This is a genomic window from Meiothermus ruber DSM 1279 (genome assembly GCF_000024425.1).
Taxonomy (GTDB): Bacteria; Deinococcota; Deinococci; order Deinococcales; family Thermaceae; genus Meiothermus; species Meiothermus ruber.
In genome coordinates this window covers 527655-545531 of sequence record NC_013946.1, presented here as the reverse complement: position 1 = coordinate 545531, position 17877 = coordinate 527655, and the positions used below count along the sequence as shown (strand labels likewise).

At 63.3% G+C, this 17877-nt stretch carries 25 protein-coding genes and 2 pseudogenes; 1 reads left to right on the top strand and 26 read right to left on the bottom strand.

The window, feature by feature from the left end:
* Positions 1-50: 50 nt before the first annotated feature.
* From MRUB_RS02910 to MRUB_RS02840, 16 genes are all read right to left on the bottom strand, one after another.
* Positions 51-326 (bottom strand): SWIM zinc finger family protein, encoded by a 276-nt coding sequence (locus MRUB_RS02910; RefSeq protein WP_013012867.1) that lies wholly within the window; start codon positions 324-326, stop codon positions 51-53.
* Between the two features lie 46 nt (positions 327-372).
* Positions 373-801, bottom strand: a complete 429-nt coding sequence (locus MRUB_RS02905) for a hypothetical protein (RefSeq protein ID WP_013012866.1) — start codon at positions 799-801, stop codon at positions 373-375.
* Between the two features lie 296 nt (positions 802-1097).
* Positions 1098-1922, bottom strand: a complete 825-nt coding sequence (locus MRUB_RS02900; RefSeq protein WP_013012865.1) for an ATP-binding protein — start codon at positions 1920-1922, stop codon at positions 1098-1100.
* Positions 1895-2308: a hypothetical protein gene (locus MRUB_RS16065; RefSeq protein WP_244403989.1), complete on the bottom strand. Its 414-nt coding sequence runs from the start codon at positions 2306-2308 to the stop codon at positions 1895-1897. Before MRUB_RS16065 ends, MRUB_RS02900 begins: the two co-directional genes overlap by 28 nt.
* Positions 2309-2636: 328 nt before the next feature.
* Positions 2637-2786, bottom strand: a complete 150-nt coding sequence (locus tag MRUB_RS15740) for a hypothetical protein (RefSeq protein ID WP_015586376.1) — start codon at positions 2784-2786, stop codon at positions 2637-2639.
* 205 nt (positions 2787-2991) lie between these two features.
* The gene (locus MRUB_RS02890; protein WP_013012862.1) at positions 2992-3276 is read right to left on the bottom strand and encodes a hypothetical protein; all 285 of its coding nucleotides are present in this window, start codon (positions 3274-3276) and stop codon (positions 2992-2994) included.
* A 61-nt stretch (positions 3277-3337) separates the two neighbouring features.
* Positions 3338-3733, bottom strand: a complete 396-nt coding sequence (locus MRUB_RS02885; RefSeq protein ID WP_013012861.1) for a DUF6788 family protein — start codon at positions 3731-3733, stop codon at positions 3338-3340.
* A 23-nt stretch (positions 3734-3756) separates the two neighbouring features.
* Positions 3757-3936: a hypothetical protein gene (locus MRUB_RS02880; protein ID WP_013012860.1), complete on the bottom strand. Its 180-nt coding sequence runs from the start codon at positions 3934-3936 to the stop codon at positions 3757-3759.
* A 234-nt stretch (positions 3937-4170) separates the two neighbouring features.
* Positions 4171-4977, bottom strand: a complete 807-nt coding sequence (locus MRUB_RS02875) for an ArdC family protein (RefSeq protein ID WP_013012859.1) — start codon at positions 4975-4977, stop codon at positions 4171-4173.
* Between the two features lie 76 nt (positions 4978-5053).
* Positions 5054-5500, bottom strand: a complete 447-nt coding sequence (locus MRUB_RS02870) for a hypothetical protein (RefSeq protein WP_013012858.1) — start codon at positions 5498-5500, stop codon at positions 5054-5056.
* Positions 5501-5569: 69 nt separating this feature from the next.
* Positions 5570-6739 (bottom strand): hypothetical protein, encoded by a 1170-nt coding sequence (locus MRUB_RS02865; protein WP_013012857.1) that lies wholly within the window; start codon positions 6737-6739, stop codon positions 5570-5572.
* A 60-nt stretch (positions 6740-6799) separates the two neighbouring features.
* Entirely contained in the window at positions 6800-8383 is a 1584-nt protein-coding gene (locus MRUB_RS02860; RefSeq protein WP_013012856.1) for an IS200/IS605 family accessory protein TnpB-related protein, read from the bottom strand.
* A 175-nt stretch (positions 8384-8558) separates the two neighbouring features.
* Positions 8559-8972 carry a type II toxin-antitoxin system VapC family toxin gene (locus MRUB_RS02855; protein ID WP_013012855.1) on the bottom strand — a complete coding sequence of 138 codons (414 nt, stop codon included), beginning with the start codon at positions 8970-8972 and terminating at the stop codon, positions 8559-8561.
* Complete coding sequence (locus tag MRUB_RS02850) at positions 8969-9190, bottom strand: ribbon-helix-helix domain-containing protein (protein ID WP_013012854.1); 222 nt, start codon at positions 9188-9190, stop codon at positions 8969-8971. Before MRUB_RS02850 ends, MRUB_RS02855 begins: the two co-directional genes overlap by 4 nt.
* Before the next feature lie 22 nt (positions 9191-9212).
* Positions 9213-9434 carry a hypothetical protein gene (locus MRUB_RS02845; protein WP_013012853.1) on the bottom strand — a complete coding sequence of 74 codons (222 nt, stop codon included), beginning with the start codon at positions 9432-9434 and terminating at the stop codon, positions 9213-9215.
* Positions 9435-9471: 37 nt separating this feature from the next.
* Positions 9472-9999: an LOG family protein gene (locus tag MRUB_RS02840; RefSeq protein WP_013012852.1), complete on the bottom strand. Its 528-nt coding sequence runs from the start codon at positions 9997-9999 to the stop codon at positions 9472-9474.
* An 8-nt stretch (positions 10000-10007) separates the two neighbouring features.
* Between MRUB_RS02840 and MRUB_RS16325 the strand changes: the two are divergent.
* Positions 10008-10350, top strand: a pseudogene (locus tag MRUB_RS16325) (hypothetical protein); the annotation flags it as partial.
* Here the strand turns inward: MRUB_RS16325 and MRUB_RS02835 are convergent.
* The 10 genes and pseudogenes from MRUB_RS02835 to MRUB_RS02795 form a co-directional block, all read right to left on the bottom strand.
* Positions 10318-11133 carry a transposase gene (locus MRUB_RS02835; RefSeq protein WP_015586370.1) on the bottom strand — a complete coding sequence of 272 codons (816 nt, stop codon included), beginning with the start codon at positions 11131-11133 and terminating at the stop codon, positions 10318-10320. The pseudogene MRUB_RS16325 and the gene MRUB_RS02835 sit on opposite strands and share 33 nt — an antisense overlap.
* Positions 11134-11143: 10 nt before the next feature.
* Complete coding sequence (locus MRUB_RS16170; protein ID WP_272867781.1) at positions 11144-11272, bottom strand: hypothetical protein; 129 nt, start codon at positions 11270-11272, stop codon at positions 11144-11146.
* A gap of 199 nt (positions 11273-11471) precedes the next feature.
* Positions 11472-11882 (bottom strand): IS5/IS1182 family transposase, encoded by a 411-nt coding sequence (locus MRUB_RS02830; RefSeq protein ID WP_015586369.1) that lies wholly within the window; start codon positions 11880-11882, stop codon positions 11472-11474.
* A 218-nt stretch (positions 11883-12100) separates the two neighbouring features.
* Positions 12101-12525 (bottom strand): annotated as a pseudogene (locus MRUB_RS16320) (IS5 family transposase); the annotation flags it as partial.
* A gap of 125 nt (positions 12526-12650) precedes the next feature.
* Positions 12651-13448, bottom strand: coding sequence for a cytochrome P450 (locus tag MRUB_RS02820; RefSeq protein WP_157413565.1), 798 nt, complete (start codon positions 13446-13448; stop codon positions 12651-12653).
* 453 nt (positions 13449-13901) lie between these two features.
* Positions 13902-14396 carry a hypothetical protein gene (locus MRUB_RS02815; protein ID WP_013012849.1) on the bottom strand — a complete coding sequence of 165 codons (495 nt, stop codon included), beginning with the start codon at positions 14394-14396 and terminating at the stop codon, positions 13902-13904.
* Positions 14397-14414: 18 nt separating this feature from the next.
* Positions 14415-15242 (bottom strand): kanamycin nucleotidyltransferase C-terminal domain-containing protein, encoded by an 828-nt coding sequence (locus MRUB_RS02810; RefSeq protein WP_013012848.1) that lies wholly within the window; start codon positions 15240-15242, stop codon positions 14415-14417.
* 33 nt (positions 15243-15275) lie between these two features.
* Positions 15276-16250, bottom strand: coding sequence for an aldo/keto reductase (locus MRUB_RS02805; RefSeq protein WP_013012847.1), 975 nt, complete (start codon positions 16248-16250; stop codon positions 15276-15278).
* 35 nt (positions 16251-16285) lie between these two features.
* Positions 16286-17083: an ABC transporter permease gene (locus MRUB_RS02800; RefSeq protein WP_013012846.1), complete on the bottom strand. Its 798-nt coding sequence runs from the start codon at positions 17081-17083 to the stop codon at positions 16286-16288.
* A complete protein-coding gene (locus tag MRUB_RS02795; RefSeq protein ID WP_013012845.1) occupies positions 17084-17875 on the bottom strand; it encodes an ABC transporter permease in 792 nt (263 codons plus the stop codon).
* Positions 17876-17877: the final 2 nt, after the last annotated feature.

The window sequence follows — 17877 nt, the reverse complement described above, 5'->3', positions numbered from 1 at the left end:
TGGTGCTCTTTTCCCCTGCTCAGAAGGGGATGTATTCGATGGCCTGTTGTTCACGCGGCGGCCTCATTGAGCGTCCGAACCAGCCCTTTCTTCTCTCCCCGCTCCAGCAGCACCGCCGCCAGCAGGTGCTTGCAGGTGTGGCCCCTGGCGTGGTCGGGGCAGGTGCAGGTCTCGCGCTCGAGATTCACAAGGTAGTTTTCGCTCCCCCGCACCACGTAGGTGTGCGGGAGTCCTTCCACCCGGTGAATCCGACCCTCCAGCAGCAGGCCCTCAGCCCGCTCCAGCCGGTTCAGAAAACCTTCTACTCGTTCGCGGATGTTTTTCATGGTTCACCTCGGAAGAAAAAACGGGGCGGCCCCTGCCGCCCCCGGGTCAATTGATCACCTCCACCAGGCGGTGCCTCAGCCGGTTCATGAGGTCGTCGAAGCCTTCCAGGCGGGCTGCTTCCTCCTGGCTCAAGTCGAGCACGTGGGTGCTGACCTCGTAGGCTTCGTTGAAGACGTTGACCCCGCACAGGAGCGGGCGCTCCCCGGGGTGGAGCAGACCCCGTACCGTCAGGGCGGCCAGTCCGGCCAGCATCTGGAGCTGGGCGCGGCCTGGTTCCGGAGCCTTCTCCAGGGCCCACTCGAGGTACTGCAGCAGATCCAGGGCCTCTTCCAGGGCGTGCTGGAGCCGTGTTTCGAGCGGAGCCTGGTTTTCGTCCAGGGTGGTTCCGTAGGTGGTTTTGCCCTGCGCTACCCGCGCTTCCAGCAGGGCGCGGGCCTCGGGGACGCGGGCGGTGGCGCGTCCTAGTATGCTCATAGCCGCTCCTTTCCGGCCAGGACTCTGGCCGCTTCAAACCGGGCGCGGGTGAGTTCGGCCCGGACCCGGGCACCCGGGCCCAGGTCAGCCGCTCCTCTGCGATGCGAAGATTCTCGTGCTCCTGAATCAGGGTCACGCGGGCCTGGGCCTCGCGTTCCTCGCTATTCTCGCCGTTGATCACTCCCGAGAGCAGGGCGGTGGCCCGGGCGACCTCGAGAGCCTCCCGGTAACGCTCGCGGGTGATCTGAGCCTCGGCCAGCTCGTGCAGGGCTCCTTCCAGGTCTTTTAGCACTGGTTCAATGTTCATCTTCATCTTTTCTCCTTTCCCCCGTGGAGTGTGGGGCGGCTCCAGCCGCCCCCGGGTCCCTTCTGTCCTGCCCTTTGACTTCCACCACCTCGCTACCTTTTATCCGCGAGAGCACCGCCTCGCCCACCTCCCCCAGCCGGGCCGCGAAGGCTTCGGGGGAGAGGTTGCTGGTGAGGATCAGGTCGCACCCGCCCGCGCTGGCGCGTTCGACCAGGGCGTAGAGGCGTTCGGCGCTGAAGGGGCTGATTCGGGCCTTGCCCCCGTCGTCGAGGATGAGCCGCTCGTACTGGGGCAAGGCCCCCTCCCCCGCCGCCGCCAGCCGCTCCTCGGCCAGGAAGTCGAGCTCGCTGTGGAAGCGCACAAAGCGCCCCTCACCGACCAGCCGCCCCGCCAGCCGCAAAGCCAGGTGGGTCTTGCCGACCCCCGGAGGCCCCCACAGGTAGAGCAGGCCGCCCCGGTAGGCCCGTGCTGCCTCGATGGCCGCTCGGTTGCCCGCGTGCACGTCCAGGGGCTTTTCCAGGTAGTCGCGGTAGCGGGGGTAGCCCTCGAGGTCTTTCGCGAGCAGCTTCGGTGCGGTGTAGCGCCGCCAGGATTTGAGCAGCGCGGTCTGGTAGCGCTCGGGCTCGAGGTAGTGGCAGTCGCAGTCGTGCTCGATCTGGCCGGGCCGCTCGAAGATGTAGCCGGCCAGGGCCGCCGCGCCGCATAGGGGGCAGGGGGGCAGGCCGGGATCGGTGGGGACTTCTTGCCCCCCTTTGACTCGTAGGCCCTCCAGCCAGGGGGCAAGATTCAGAACTGCTCGCCGGTCGGTGTCCATACTTCCTCCTTCTTCTGCACACCCCTCGCCGCCAGCACCCGGGCCGCGTAGCTCAGGGGGTTCTCCGCGCCTCGCTTCCTCACCTCGAGCAGCGCCTTCAGCACCTCGGCGTCGCCCAGGCGCTCGAGCTCCCTGGCAAACTCCTCCAGCCAGGCCAGGGTGGTGGGGATTCTCCTCGGCAGGGGCAGCCCCTCGGCCAGGTTCAGCAGCTCCAGCAGACTTTCCCTGTGCTGGTGGGCCAGCTTCTGGATCAGCCCGTTCTGCTCCTTGCGGGCCCGGTACAAAAGCCCCGCCCGCCAGCCCCCCAGTTCCTGGGCCAGCGCTCCGGCGGGGTCGGGGTAACGGGGACGTTCTGTCCCCTGATTTCCTCTTTTTCCAGGGGACACTCTGTCCCCTCGTTTCTCCTTTTTCGCAAGGGGTCTTCTTTCTCCAGCACGCAAAGGGGCGGGACATTTTGTCCCCTCGTTTCGCGTGATTCCCGGGGACATTCTGTCCCCCCGAATCCGCTGTTTCGCCTTCTTCAGCGCCTCCGCTTTCCCTAAAGGAAAGTCCCTGGGGTCTTCCCCCAGGGCCTCCCACAGCAAGAGCCCGTCCTTGAGGGAGAGCCGCTCGAGCACCTCCCACAACCGATGGGCCTCAAGCCGATACCGGCTTCTCTTCCGTGGCATACCGCTCCGCCAGGGCCCGGAAGCCTACCTCGTCCAGGGGGTGGTGCTAGAGCACCGTGGCCTCGCTGCCCACCGCCACCGGAATGACCCGCCTGCCCAGGACGACCGCCAGTTCCGGCCAGCCGTGGTCGGGGGCCTCGGGCAGGTAGGAGAGTTCAAGCCGACCAACTTTCTTCAAAAACCGCTTCGCTTTCATCGTCCACCTCGACGTATCCGGTACCGCTACAAGTTCTGCACGGCGCAACGTCCTCTAGCGGCAGGTAGTTGCCGAACGATTCGCTGTAGTAGCTTCCAGCGATGTACTCGACATAGCCGTTGCCCTGGCATTCGGGACAGAGCTCCTCACGCATACAATCACCTCAAAAAAAGAAGTGGGGCGGCCTCTGCCGCCCCCTGGTTCCTCATAGCCGCTCCCGTTCCCGCCGCAAGCGCTCCATGATCTCCCGCTCCCTGGGGGTGAGGGGCAGGTCGTCCAGGGACTTCAGACGGGGCTTGTGCTGCTTGGATTGCTTCGGTACGGGCAAACTGACTCTGCCAAAATCCTGTAAGGCGGCTTCCACTGCTTTGTGCTGGGCTCGGATACCCCTCGAGGCCAGCAACAGCCGGGCCTGGGCCGGGGTAAGAGGCCCGGAAGCGAGCCGGGACAGGCAGTCCCGCAAAATCACCGGGTCATTGATTCGTCGCATTGTTTTCCTCCTTTCTTCTTGCCCCCTGAGCAGCGCTTTGCTTTCAAAAAGGGGGCAAGATTCAATACCTGCGCATGACCTCCACCGCCTCGTCCAGATACCCCATGAGCCGCTCCAGGCGTGTTCTTTTGCTCTTGAAGTCCTGCATCAGGGCGTTGTACCGCTCGGGCGCGATGGCTCCTTCAGGCGGCGTCCAGCCCTTCCCGAGATAGTGTTCGATCTTTTTCCCCTCCCTGTGCTCGATCAGGTAGGGGTACGGCCCGTGCAGCGCCCCCCGCGTGCAGCGGCATTTATCGTTGCCACAGGTCTTCTTCTTCCACACCACCCGCAAGGGCAGCAGCCCCTCCAGCCGGGCCTGGGCCTGCTCGAGGTCGCGCTCGGCCTCCTCGATCAGGGCCAGCAGGTTGTCCAGCGCCCGCACCGCCCGCGCCCGTTCTTGCCCCAGATCCAAACCCATACCCACCTCCACGGGGGCAAGAATCAGGCCGCTTTGGCCTGACCCCCCTTGAGCCGCCGGTAGAGCTCCCTGAGCGTGGCCGAGGCCCGCCCGCTGGCGACCACCCCGAACTCCCCGTCCTGCTCAATCCAGCCGTAGTACAGGTGCTCTTTGAGGAGCTCCAGCAGGGCCTTGACTTCCTTTTCGCTGAGTTCGATCTGCATAGCGATCACCTCACCCAAAGAAGCGGGGCGGCTCCCGCCGCCCCCTGGTTCTCACTCGTCTCGCAAGGCCGCCCGAAGCCGAGCTCCCCGAGTCTTCATCCTTTTCTGCCGCTTATCGCCGTGGGTCTGGGTACTGCGGCCCATTCCCCAGGCATGGCCTCGAGCAAAACGCACGCGCTTTTTCATATATCCGCCTCGGAAAAGGAAAAAGGGCGGTCTCTGCCGCCCCCTGGTTTAGGCTGCCGCCAGGACTCGTTCCTCCCGCTCGAGGCCTTCCAGGATCTCCCTGGCCGCCCGCTGAATGCGCTCGAGGGAGGCCTCCAGCCCCTCCACTGTGCCCCGCCAGTGCAGGATGTAGTCCCGACTGCCGCTCATGGGCAGCCCCACCTCTTTCCCCACCGCGTAGGCCACCGCCTCGGCCTCGAGTTCTTCCACCTCCCGGGGCAGGTTTATTCCCCCAAAGTGCAGCAGCACGTGCGCCCACTCGTGTAAAAGCGTCTCGGCCTTGCGGGTGTGGCCCTGATCCGCCGCCAGCACGATCCGTTTCCCGTCGGCCTTGCCCAGCGCCCCGCCGGGGAGCAATCCCTCCTCTACCACTACCGGGCAGGCCGCCCTGAGCCGGGCGTATAGCGCGGCCCCCTGGGGAATCTCCTCTCCCTGGGGCTCCAGCGGCTCGCCCTCGGTTTGCGCAATGTCGAAGACGTAGGTGGTGTGGAAGCCTACCAGATTGCGCTCTTCCCGCACCTCCCCGGTGGCCTCATCCACCACATCCACCCGCTTCAGGGTGGGCGCGAGGATGGCGATGCCTTTCTCGCCCTTCTTCACGCGCCGTCCCAGCTCGTTCCAGCGCTTGATCCCGGCTACCAGCGTGGCCTCCGGGCGCTGCATGAGGATAAGCATGACGTTGCGGGCGCTGTAGCGGTGGAAGCGGCCCGCCTTTTCCAAAAAGGCCAGGAACCCCTGGCTCCGACCCTCCTTCAGTTCAGCAGCCAGCTGTTTGATCTGGTTTTTGATGCCTTCTACGAGCGTGTCGCCTTTCACGGCTACCTCCTCGCTCAAAGAAGGGGGGCGGCTTCTGCCGCCCCCTGGTTCGCCCCTTCACAGCGGAACAAACGCCTCAGTTGCCCCGGCTGCGGGGCTCTCCCCTGGACTCCTCCCACCCTTCCAGGTCGAGCGCCCCCTCCCGGATCCACGCCGCGAGCTGGCCCGGGGCCTCGAAGGCGCTCAGAATCTTCTCGAACTCCTTGGCGGATAGGTACTGCCAGGTCGGACCCTCCAGCCGCTCTGGGTTGCGGAAGACGACTGTACTGGCTATTCGGTCGGTGCGGCTCCACTCCACCCAGTGCACCTCGAGGCCCTCCAGCCCCTCGGGGGCCAGTATCTGCTCGCGCACCCGCCGGGCCACGATCTCGATGGCGTTGGTCACGCTGGTACCCCCGTGATCGTTCTGATCCCGCAGAACCACCAGGACGTGCAACCCCAGTTGGTACACATCCACGTCGCACCAGGCGTACCCGTTCCAGAAGTTGGGGTAGGGGAGCCTGGGACACGAGACAACCTTCATAGCACCTCCGTAAAAAAAGAACCCCCAGAGAAAAGGACTTTCTCTGAGAGGCGAAAAAGGACGCTTACCTTAGCCGTACACCGGAGCGGTGTAGACGACCTCCCCGCTCGAGTCGCGGTAAGCGACGGCCCGAACGGGGGAAAATCCGGCGCGATGCAACTCCACCTTCAACCGGCGGAGGGCGGCGATCTCCTGTAAGAGACCAAACAGCCGCTTCGCATCAGCCGGTGAAAGAGCCTTGGCCAGCTTGCTCAGGTGCGCACGCACCTCGCTCACCGACCAGCCCTCTCCCTGGAGCATCTCCGCCAAAACCGTGTGGGCCCCCTGCGCTTCGATGAGCGCTGCAAAGCTTTCCTGCTCTGCGTCGGGAGCGACTTTCGTCTCCCACAAGCCAGGCTTGCGGAAGCCGACAGCCTTGCCGTCACGGGTTCTGAGAATAGTGATCCCCAGGACGCCCTCCTTGAACTTCTCTTCCCTGGCGGGGAGGGAATCCACCAGCGAAGCCAGTTCCTCCAGATTGTGGGGGTCTACGCGGTAGCCTGCGCGTTCCAGGTACCCTCGCACCTCCTCGGAAATAATCCCTTCGGAGAAGTGCGGGTTGCCCGCGAGCTCATCTTCCCGCTCGAGGCGGCTCATCCCCCGGACTTCCTCAGCGGAAGCCAGGAAGCGCTCGAGCCAGCCCTTCGCGTCGGCCACCCGGCGATCCTCCCAGTCGCGGCGCACGACCATGCTCCTCACCGCCCTGGTGTGGAGTTTCTTGGTTCCACAGGCGAATCGGACCGTGGTGGTGTGACCCTCCACGGCCTGGACATAGCCGCTGCCGTACTGGGGGTGCCTGACCTGGACACCCTTGCGCAAGGTGTCCTTCAAGTCCCAGAGGTACACGTCGTAGACCCGATCCGGGCCTTTCCACGTACCCACGGGCTTGACCCCCCTGACCTCCTCCTTCACCGAGTCGTCCTTGCGAACGACCAGGGTGGAGGGAGTCTCCTGGTCGAGGCGCTTGCGGGTTTTCTCCAGGGCCTCCTTCAGGGCCGCCCAGACGATGAGGGCAACCTGGTCATCGCGGGAGAAACGCTCGAAGCGCTCCCCCTCCCGTGCGGCCTGGAAGAACTCCTCCTTGCTCACCTCGTCTCCCTTGAGGACCACCCTCAAACCCTCGAGGGCTTCCTGTACGCTCCGAGGCTCACGCCCCAGAGCCGCCTGAATCCGGCTGCTCCAGATCGCCGTGCTGATCATGGTTTTACCTCCTGGTAACAGGATACCACAGAGAGGTAATACAGTGCGGCTCTTGCCTGGTCAACCAAAGTGCACATTAGCGCACTCCGGCCCCCCACCAGGATGGGGACCTCGGCTTCCCTTCCACCCCTTCCACGATCCCCCGAAGAGGATGGGCTTGAGGGGAGAGAGGTCCCTCGGCACCTCGCGCCCGAGAAGGGGAAGGAAAGTGCCTGCCCTCAGCACCCGCCAGGGATGGGCGCCATGGGGGTTCCTTCCACCGGTTGACCCCTCCCGGCTCCCTGAAGAGCCCTGAAAGCTTGAAAACAAAGATCGGTGGCGCTCGGTCTTCCCGATCTGGCGGGAAAGCCTGCGCTTCAGGTAAGGATTGGGCTCGGCGGCCTTCTTCGCGCGGAGTTCATGCGCCCTGGAAGCGTAGAAGTTTTCGACGTGGGCCCTGAAGCCCTCGTCCTGAAGGAGCTTTTCGTACCCCCCGGGAATCTTCTCCTCAAACCCCAACGCCCGCCTCCCGATGACGTAAGCGGCAGATGTGTCCTTGGAGAGGGAGAGGAGGGGGGCGTACTTGAGCATCCCGATGGTGGAGGTGTCCTGGGGGTTTACCTCCACCACCTCCACGCCCCTCTTTCTCGCCAGGGAGTGGATCTTCCGGAGGAGGGAAGCGTAGGCGAAGCGGTGGGCTTTCCTGCGGAACGCTCGCCCGGACCCGTCCCCCCTCCTCCCTTTGGGAAGGTATTTTAGGCGTTCGGTAGCGACGGCTACCCGGTGCTCCTCGGCCAGGGAGACGACCTCGTGGGCCACCTTCCAGAGGAGGAGTTCCTTGGTTCCCCTGTTCTCTGCCCGGTCCACCTCCTCCAGGGAGAGAGCGAGGTGCTTCCTGAGGTTTCCATCAGGGCTCACCACCGCCAGGGCCAGGTGGTAGGGGTCGGCGTTGATGTCTATCGCCAGAACGCCGCTTTTCCTGGTGTGAAGGAGAGCGGGAAGCTTCTCCTGCCAGGTAAAGTGGGCGTAGACCTTCCCCTCCCGCAAGGAGAGCTCCACGTTGTAGGGAAGGGAGGCGTAGACCCTCTCCACCAGGGCGTTCAGGTTGGGGTGCCTCGTCCTGACCAGGGCGTGGGCGTAGCTTCCGTCTGCGAGGTTGATCCGGAGCCGCAAGGCTCCGTCCTTGACGAGGAGCCTCAGGTTCAGGTTGCCCCCCTTGGTCTGGTCCCCACGGGAGTAGAGGAGGCCCTGCCGCCTCTCCTTCCACTCCCGCTGGAGTTCCTCCAGGGGCTTACCTGAGAGGTGCCTGCGCTTTAATTGTTCAAAAGCTTTTCTACCCCCGAAGACGACCTTCCGGGGATCCTCTCCCAGTTCCCTGGCGGAGTCCAGGACGGCCTGGGCCTTCAAGATCGCGTCATCGGCGTAGCGGGTGTTCAGACCGAAGAGGACGGACAGAGGACTGTTTTGCCGTTTGAGTTTGTCCCGGTCCTTCCCTTCTAAAAGACGGTTGTAGGCGTAACGTACCCCAGCGGAGAAGCGTCGCATGAGGTCCAGGACGGCCTTGCGGTCTTCTTCAGAGGGAAAGACGAGAAGAGCCTGGACTCCGGTGAAGGCCTTCGCCCTCTGCGAGCTACACTTGCGCGCGACTTCAGGCCTGGCCTTCACCTGGCGCCTCCTGTGAGAGAGTATACCGGTTCGTGGCTTTCGCTTTGTGGGAGCTCGTTGAGGTGAGGTGGCGGGAGGCGGAGGCGTGCGAGCGTTGAGGTGAAGTAATGTGCGCTATTTGCCAACTGTTCGCGCCTCCCTGTCAGGGCGAGGGGTCGAGGGGCAAGAAGCCCCCTCAGCCCGCCCAGAACTGCAGCTCCCTGAACACCCCCAGGTCGCGGTAGTTCAGCGTCCACACCTGGGCTTTGGACCGCAGGGCCAGGAGCACCACGCCCGCGTCCTCCAGGGTGCCCCTCCACTCCGGCCTCGAGGCCAGCAGCACCCGGATGGCCTCGAGGTCTTCCAGCCCGAGCGGAACGACCTCCAACGCCTCCACCATCCGTTCCAGGGCCCGCCGGGCCACCGCCGCACCCCCCTCGAAGAGCAGCCACTTGTACACCTCGAACACCACCGGCAGGGGGGTGATCAGGCGGCTATTCCCCTCCGCCAGCGCGCGGAACCCGCGCACCGCCGCCTCGTGGTCAGGGTCGGCGGCGTGGAAGAGCGCGATCAGCGGCCCCGCGTCCAGAACCAGCCTCTGCGGGGTCATCGCTCCTGGCGGTACAGGCGGTCCTCAGCCCCCTCCCCGGCGTTTACCGAGGCCTTCTCGACGACCCCGGCCAGCTCCAAAAGGGCCGCCGGGTTGCGGCGCAACCGGGCCTCCAGCGCTTCCTGCACCAGGGCCGAGAGGTTGGTCTGGGGGTGCTCCTTCAGGTACGCCTCCACCACCCGGGCGAGGTCATCGGGCAGGTAGATGGTGGTTCGCATGGCTTTATCATACCATGTAACACTACTCCACCTTCAGCCACCGCCCCCGGTCGTGGCTCTGGAGGGTCTGGTACAGCGTGCGCATCTCGTCCAGGCTCCCCTCCTTCCAGGGCCGCCACTCCCACACCTTCTGCCCCTGCTTGAGGCCAAGCTCGAGGTGCACCTGTCCCACCTCGCCCTGTCGCAGCCGGTAGGCGTAGACCTGATTCCTGAATACCCCGATGGTGATCGCTAGCGTTTTCATGCCCACCGGAGGGGGGCGGCTCCTGCCGCCCCCTGGTTCAACCCTTGACCAGCCGAGCTATTTTCTCCAACGCGTCCTCTCTTTTGAGGTTGACCACGGGCACGCCCCACCTCGAGGCCAGCCGGATCGCCTGCCCCGTGCCACCAGTTTCCGGCCCGCATTCTTGCTCCGACTCGGCCCCGTCCGGTGTCCAGCAGAGGACGAAGGCCACCGGGTCGTTCAGGTCGAGCCCCAAGATCTGGTGGGAGTTCCGGGCCATCAACCGCTGTACCGCCGGTGACAGACGCCCCCAGGCCGGATGCAATGCTGCCGCCAGCCGCACCGCCTCCGGGCTCGGGGCTTTCAGCGCCCCTTCCCGGTAGCCGTTGTATCCCGGCCACGGCAGAAACACCTCAACTGCTCCACCGCCCGCACGGGCCCCCCGCTCAAACGCCCGGTCAGCCCCTTCTGCCCCACCCGTTCGCAGCGCCCAGCCCCGCTCCGCCAGCCGCCGGGCAATCTTCCCCATCAGCTTTAGCACATCCTCGGGCGCACGCCTGCTTCCTACCCCAGCATAGGTTTTCATACCCCGTGCGCTGGGGCGTCCTGCCGGGCAACACCGGGGAGATCTGGGCCCGGGGCCGGGTGGAAGATTCGGGCTTGGGCCCGGTCCTGGGGGACCGGGGGTTCCGCTAGGTGGAGGGAGTGGATGGGGAGAAACTGGATAGAGGTGCGCTTTGGCGTCCTGGTCAGGTCTTTCCGGCTTCGCCAAGTAGAGAGCAAGAGCTTCGGGGGCCTCGTAGCCCGGATAAACCTCCTCATCCTAGCCCACAATCTGGTTCGCAGTCATGTCCTCCTCAGAATGGCTGGGGTGGGGCTATGCGGTAGCAAACGAAGGTATACCTTACGCGGTCAGTTGAGCTTTGATCTGCTGTAGTTCCTGAAAAGCAGCCCGACTGGCAACCAGATAGAGCTTGGCCTTGAGGGCGAAGTAGTTGATTTGGGTCTGGTGGGAGAGGAGTTCCAGCTTGACAAAGGCCCACATAGCCGCAAAGAAATGGTTGGCCTGGGTGGTCAGGGTCTTGGTAGGCGACTTGGCCAGGGCAGCGTTTTGTCGGATGGATTGATGAAAGCGCTCGATCTCCCATCGTTTTTGATAGAGCTCGATCATCCGTTCAAAGTCCAGGGTGGTATCGCTGCTACACAAATACAACACCCCCTGGCTCCCATCTTCGTGGGTGAAGACTTGCCGAACCCGCAGCAGGGGGAAGGGAACCCCTTCCAGATATACCTGCCGGGGGGTGGGGTCTTGGTAGTCCAGACCCTCCACTCCTGTCCATTGACCCCTTTGCTGTTGTTCTTGGCTCATAGGGGGTGCGCACAGCGCATACCGGCGGTGCCGATAACCTGGCGCTACCTTGCGATTGCTTTTGAGCGGCATCACAAAGTGCTTCTTCATGTCCAGCACGATAAATCGCATGTTCGCCGCCGAGGCAAGCCAGACGTCGTTGAGCACGTGCTGGAAGGGAATCTGGTTATGCACTGCGGTTTGCAGCAGGTAGCGGGCGTGTTCATTCTTGCTCACCTGGCTGCGGCGTTTGCGCTGGCCACTTTTCTGATCTACATAGACTTCCGTCTTCTCCACCAGCACGTAGCCTACCGGCAAGGTCAGCCCCTGGCTGTGATACAACAGGCTCACAAAGTTGATCCCCTTGACCATCCGCTCTTTGCTATTGCCAGGCCACTATATCGTTCTCGTCCGTGTAGGGTTTCTCCAAAATGCTATCATCCAGAATCAGCACCCCTTCCTCACGCTGTATCTTTCGCACCGTGGCTTTGACCTTGCGCCACAACTGCACCGAGCCTTGTCAATCTCCCCCCAGCATGCGGGTGATCTGGTCGTGGCTTATGGCTCCATCCACCATCCGCGACAATCCTGTGGCCGTCGCCGCTCCAAAGCTGCTCAACAAGTAATCGGTGTACAAATCCAGGGGCTGGGGATTCACCTTTTCAATCTATGCCATTTCAGAAACTGTTGTAAAAGTCCCCTCCTCCAGCTTAAGCGGCCCTGGCCAGCCGCTTCACCAGCAAGCGTATCATGCCTAAATACATCCAGGCTTCCGTTACCTCAGGGGGGTACTCGTAATCTTTCCCCAGCCGTCGGTTTCGCCCCATCCAGGCAAAGGTCCGCTCCACCACCCACCGCTTGGGCAGGGGCTTGAACCCACCCTCCCGCGGGATCTCCGGCACCTCCTCCCCCTCCCGCACCCAGACCCCCCGCACCCCCGCGTAAGGACGGGCCACCACCTCCAGCTCCAGTCCCAGCCCCCTAGCCACCTCCCGCAAACCCCGGTAGCCCCAGTCCACAAAGAGCTTGCCCACCCGGGGCCACAAGGAGAGGTCCATCCCCAAAAGCAACGCCTGCCCACCCCACTTGTCGTGCTCATTGGCCGGGTGGACAAAGGCCATGAACTACTCGCAACCAACTTTGGTTGGAGTTTCGCGCGACCATCCTCACAGGCTCAAACGTGTGTAGGACACTCGCCTGCGGCTCCCTTTACGCGCATCCCCGTTCCGGGGACGACCTACAAAAACAGTATACAGGACTTTGTCCTGGCGGGGCTATCCTTCCCCGACCAACCGAACTGCGGTCTGGTCGGGGACTGCCGCCCCACACCCCTTCCGTTCAAGAGACGGCCCCCCGTGTTCTGCCGCTTTCTCCCTTTGACCTTCTTCGCCCCGTCGTGTCCCCGGGGCCCCCTTTTTCCGTGGTCTTGACGGACTGACTATCCATGACAAGAGCGCTGGGGCAAGCCTGCCTTCCTTCTCGCTCCCGATCCCACCGGACCAGGGCCTGGGCCACCCGCTCCCAGACCCCCTCCTTCTGCCACTTGCGGAAGTAGTGGTAGACCGTAGACCAGTGGGGTAAGTCATGGGGCATGGCCCGCCACTTGATGCCGTTTTCCAGGACGTAAAGTATGGCGCTGACGATCTCCCTCCTCGGCACCTTTGCGGGTCGGCCACCGGGCTTGGGGGCGGGGATCAACGGCTCCAGGATGGCCCACTCCGCGTCCGACAGGTCGCTGGGGTAAGATCTCCGTGTAGAAGCCACCCTTCAAGTATAGCGGACTTTTACGACAGTCTCTCAGCTTTGCCGCGTAAGGTGAGTTACTGAATCACCGGCTCGGCTTCCGACGAAAAGTGTGGCTCGAATCTTCTGAAATACGCATGCTGCCATTACCATGATACCCTCAGCTCAGTAAGCCCACGAAACCCGAACGCGGGCCGCCATATAAGCCTGCTGGTCTGCAAAGACAAGCTGCCTTTCCACTGTAGAAGAATCTCTAGAGCTTTTCCCCCTATCAGGCGGGCTAGCGGGGCACCTAGGCAATAGTGGGTTCCTCCGCCAAAGGCTGCTGTACGGTCCAGCTTCCTTTTTAAGTCAAGCCGGTCCGGATCGCTCACCCAGCTGGGATCACGGTTAGCCGAGCCCAGGACTAGGTACACGACTTGGCCCCGCTCGATCCCTTTACCCTGAAAAACGAAGCTCTCAGTTGCCCAGCGGCCAACGATCTGCACTGGGCTTTCGAAGCGCAAGAGTTCCTGGACTGCGTAGCCCAGCAACTGCGGGTCCTCCCTGAGAAGCTTGAGCTGGTCCTGGTGGCTCAAGAGTACCAACACGCTGTTCGTAATGAAGTCAGCGGTGGTCTGGGTACCAGCGTCGAGCAAGGCCAGCAGGTTCGCGACGAATTCTGTTTGGCTGACCTGTCCTAATTCCCGCGCAGCTAACATGCCAGCCAGCACGGTTCCCTGGGGGCTCCCCCCAGCCTCCCCCGCGAGTCCTTCTACCAGCTGGCCATACTCGGCCACCGCCCGGTTGGCTCTTAGAAGCTCTTCCTTGGGAGAGGAAGAGCTCACACTGGAGATCACCCCGATCCAGGCGCGCAACTCCTCGAACGAACTCTCCGGAACGCCCTGCAATTCCGCCAACACCCTGAGTACCAGCGGAAGAGCATACTCGTTGAGTACATCCATGGAATGCTGGTCCTCGATGTCCTGTAGCAGCTTGCGGGCGACCCACTCGACTCGCGGGACTACACCAGCGACTGCACGCGGAGACAAAAGCGGCCCCATCACCGCCCGCAGACGAGCGTGACCAACAGTATTCTGAAATCCCACCTGTTGAGCCATCATCCGCAAAAAGCCACGGTATGGCTCGGAAATGGGTCTTCCAGAGGGGACTCCCCTCCCAGTAGCCGGTCGTCGTCGCGACAACCGCGGATCCCTGAGGAGGCTCGCGATGTCGGCGTGGCGGAATACATACCACGCTCCGGCGCGCGTGTGGGGAATCCCCCAGTGCACAGGGTCCGACATACGCAGGCGCGCGTACGCTGGATAGGGGTCGGCAAGGACCTCCGGCGACAGGGGGTCAAAGGGTGGGACTGGGGCCGTTGGGGGCATAGCTCTGGACTTCACCACCTTCTAAAGTTACGGAGCCTCCTTGTCCACTTTTGGTGCCCTTTCCGCTCGCAACTGGGAAACGCCGGGCGTCGAGGCCCGGGGTTTCTTGTTAGGGCGTGCCAGTTCGATCCCGACGACTCGTCCGTCCGGAAGAACCCTTACACCAACCAGCAGGTCATAGTTCTGGGCTCGCTTCAGTTCAGCCTCCCAGGCCGGGTTGCGCAGGTCGAAGATGGCGCCCTCTCTCCAGGCAGGTCGGCGCTCATCAGAGCAGTCGTGCAGCAGTTTAAGTGTGGCAAACTGGAAGCGACCCTGGAGGTCGGTCCGAAGGGCGATGACCCTGGCGTAGCAACATGTCGTGTCCATCCAAGGGCCAAAGTCCGGCAACTCGCCGCCATCAGCAGCACCGGCATTCCCCGGACCTCCAATACGCTGGGCATCCATTTGGACGAAGAGCTTCGTCACCACCGCCTGTAGTTCCTCTATCCTTTCCTCGAGTGTTCGGGTGTCCTTATTAGCCATCCTCCTCCTCCACAACGCTTATCGTTTCGATCCGGGCCCACCTCCCCCGATCTGCTCCCGGGGAGGTCCTGCCAGGGACGGTTCGACTTGGACGTGGACGCCAAGGGTTGCCACATGTTGCACAACCCCCCTCACTGCGGCTTCGCAACAACGATGGAGCCCCTTGGCGCTGCGCAGATCGCCGTTGCGGAACTTCTCCACGAGGCTCTTAACCGCGGGCAGCAGCGACGGCAGTCGGAGGATCTCGTCGGGTGTGCGCGACCAAGAGGTGAAGTATGCCCGGTTCATGAGGGCGGAGATCATGGCCACATCCCACGCGAGGTTCCAGGCGATCCATCGCATTGCAGGGGCGTCGTCGCGTTTTCGGGCATTCTCCAGCTTGGCGAAGTTCTCCAACAATTCCCCCACGATCCCCTCGCGAATGGCTTGCACGAACGATCCGGACGGCAGCTGATCAACGAGCAGCTTTAGCTTGGGCCAGTGCCCCTCCGGGTCGTACAGGGATAAGACCGAGACAAACTGGTCTACGCACAAGGGCCAGGTCAGGTCTACCCGCTGCAGGCGCCGGTAGACCGACCCCACGGTGTGGAATTCGACGCTGATTTTGAGCCCTTGCACGTAGCGCTCGTCCCTGCCGGGGGTGGGTGAGCTTCGCATGAGGACCGACATCTCCAGGTCGGAGTAGGGCTCGTCGGAGCCCCGTGCGGTGGACCCATAGATTCCGATGGCCACAACCGCGTCCGAGTAATGGCCCAGGATCCAATCTGCGATGTGCCGGGCCCTCTCGAGGCGTTCCCGGCGGGTAGTTGCTCGGAGGATCGGGAGAGGTTTGTCCCGTGCGTGCATACCGTCGCCAACTCCGATAAGGACAGTAGGTGGTCAAGTGGTGCTCGCGGTTGAGCTTTTGCCACCTATAATCCGCTCGATCTGTGCCACGGCCTCGGGTGCGAGCACTACCCCGGCCGCACCAAGGTTTTCCTGAAGCTGCCCTATCCCGGTGGCTCCCACGATGGCGCATGAAAGCTCCTTGCGTCGCAAAACCCAAGCTAGCGCGAGCTGAGCCCGGGTCATTCCGTGCTCGGCAGCGACCGCCGCCAATTCCCGCACACGAGCGAGGTTGTGAGGCGTCAGCAGAGCTTCCTTCAGCACCTTATGCCGGGCCAACCGGCTACCGGGGGGGATCCCGTCGTCGTACTTCCCGGTGAGCACCCCCATCGCCAACGGGCTCGTGGCCATCAAGCCCAATCCGAGCGGCTCCGCCTCCGGCGCCAGGGTGTTTTCCCACCGCTTCCTGTAAAGGATCGAGTAGTCAACCTGCTCGCAGATAGGTGGATGCAGCCCATTCGCCCTGGCAAACTCGCATGCACCCGCCAGCCGTGCGACAGGCCACTCGCTGGTTCCCCAGTAGAGGATAAGCCCCTGATCAACGAACGCGCTCATGGTCGTGACAATCTCCTCGAGGGGTACATCCGGGTCGTGGCGGTGAGCAAAGTAGATATCCAGATAATCCGTTCGTAGCCTTTGAAGGCTGGCCTGCAGAGAGGCGCGCAGGTGCTTGCGGGAGAGGCCCTGGCTATTGGGACACCCGGACACAGGCCATCCCGCCTTCGAGGCGAGGACGAGGGTGCTGCGTGGGTACTCGGCGAGCACGCTGCCCATGAGTTCTTCAGCGCATCCGTTCGCATAGGTGTCCGCGTTATCGAAGAAGTTGACGCCGGACTCGTAGGCCAGACACACGATCTTCTTGACCTCGCCCACATCCTTCACGCAATCTCCGAAGCTGGCCCAGGCACCCAGGGCGATCTCGGAGACCTGAAGGCCCCACTTACCGACCTTGCGATACCTCATGCCCATTAAGCACCCCCACCGCTATCGCCGCAGGTTGGCTCTCAGTTCCCAGTCCCCTCATAAGCGCGGAGGGCCCACGACCACGCCAGCAGGCACAAGCCGAAGAACGCGCCGGCAGCGACCAAAGCCTCGGCAAGGGCGATGGTGCCTGCTGTGCGTGTGTGCTCGTCGAGCAGGAGAGCGGCAGGAACATAGCCGGTCAGCGCCAGCGGGACGACGAACGTCAGGAGAAAGGCCCCGGTTCGACCGAAGATGGGAAGCGGGTACTTGGCGAACTCGGTTAAGCTCCACAAGGTCGTGATGGCGTCCAAACTGCCGATGACCCGCATGGCTACGGCAGCCCCCAGGATCATGAGCCCGAGATAGATGAACGCGCCCAGGAGAACAAATAAGAGGACCGTGGCAACCTTACCGGCAGTCCATTCCACCCCGGCCGCGGACGCTCCATGGAGGACCAGGATCAGCCCGGTCAGGCATCCTGAAATCCGCTCGAAGTGGATCCGCTCAGTGAGGAGCTGGAAGAGTACCCCGAGCGGACGGAGCTTGTAGAGCAGCAGGCTGCCGTCCTGGGCGTAGCTGCCGACCCACCATAGGCTCTCCCCCAGAGTGTCGGCAAGGCCGAGCGCCATTCGGTTCAACCCGTAAAGCACGAGCATCTCGGGGAAGGTCCAGCCGCGGACTTGCGGCACGTGTGTGAAGATGACGGAGAAAAGCACCAGGGTCAGGGCCTGCTCCAGGAGCACGGTGAGCACGCCAGCGGTATAGTCCACCCGGTACTGCTTCCAGGTCGCGAATTGCAGCCTCAGGGCGGCCAGCGCGAGGGCGAGGTAGTGGGTCATTTATCCTCCTTGCACGTTGAACCGCTGGCGTACTCGTCCGAGGAGGAAGCGGGAGCTTGCAGCAAGCACCAGGAGCCAGAACAGCTGCACCGCCAGTCCGCGGAAGATCTCGCTCTCCGGCATGGACGGCTGCAGCATGCGCGCAGGAAGGTAGATAAAGGCCTGGAAAGGCAGCAGACTGGCTAGAAGGGCGTAGCGATCCGGCAGCAGGTCAATGGGGAAAAATGCCCCGCTCAGGAGCGCCACGACCAGGGCCTTGGCTTCGTTGATCCCCTGCTGCGCGCTAGTGTAGAAAGCCGAGAGGCTCATCAAGAACTCGAAAAAGTAGGCACAGGCAAAACCCACCACCAGGCTCAGGAAGAACCACCCCAACCGCCACTCGCCAGCGCTCCAGGCCCCGGAGACGAACGCTGCGGTGGCGTAGGCCGGCAGCGCCATGACCAACTGTCCGGCCTTCTGCCCTAACCACCGGGCTAGGAGGGCATACTCCAGTTCGACCGGCTGTACCAAGTCGTACACAACGGTTCCCACACGGACGCGCTGGGCAAAGAACCCCCAGGCAGGCCCGCCGGTGAATCGCGCTGCGAGTCGCGCGGTCAATAAGTACAAGTAGAAAGCAGCGAAGTCCCGATCCGCAAATGACCCTGCGGGTACGGAAAGGAAAACCGCGCGCCACAAAAAGTAAAATGCCACCAGGAGCGCCAGCTCTCCGACGACCCAGACCGCGGCCGCTCTACGGTATGCGAGGGCCAGCTGAAATCCGACACGGAGGTTGGCGGTATAAGGGATCATCT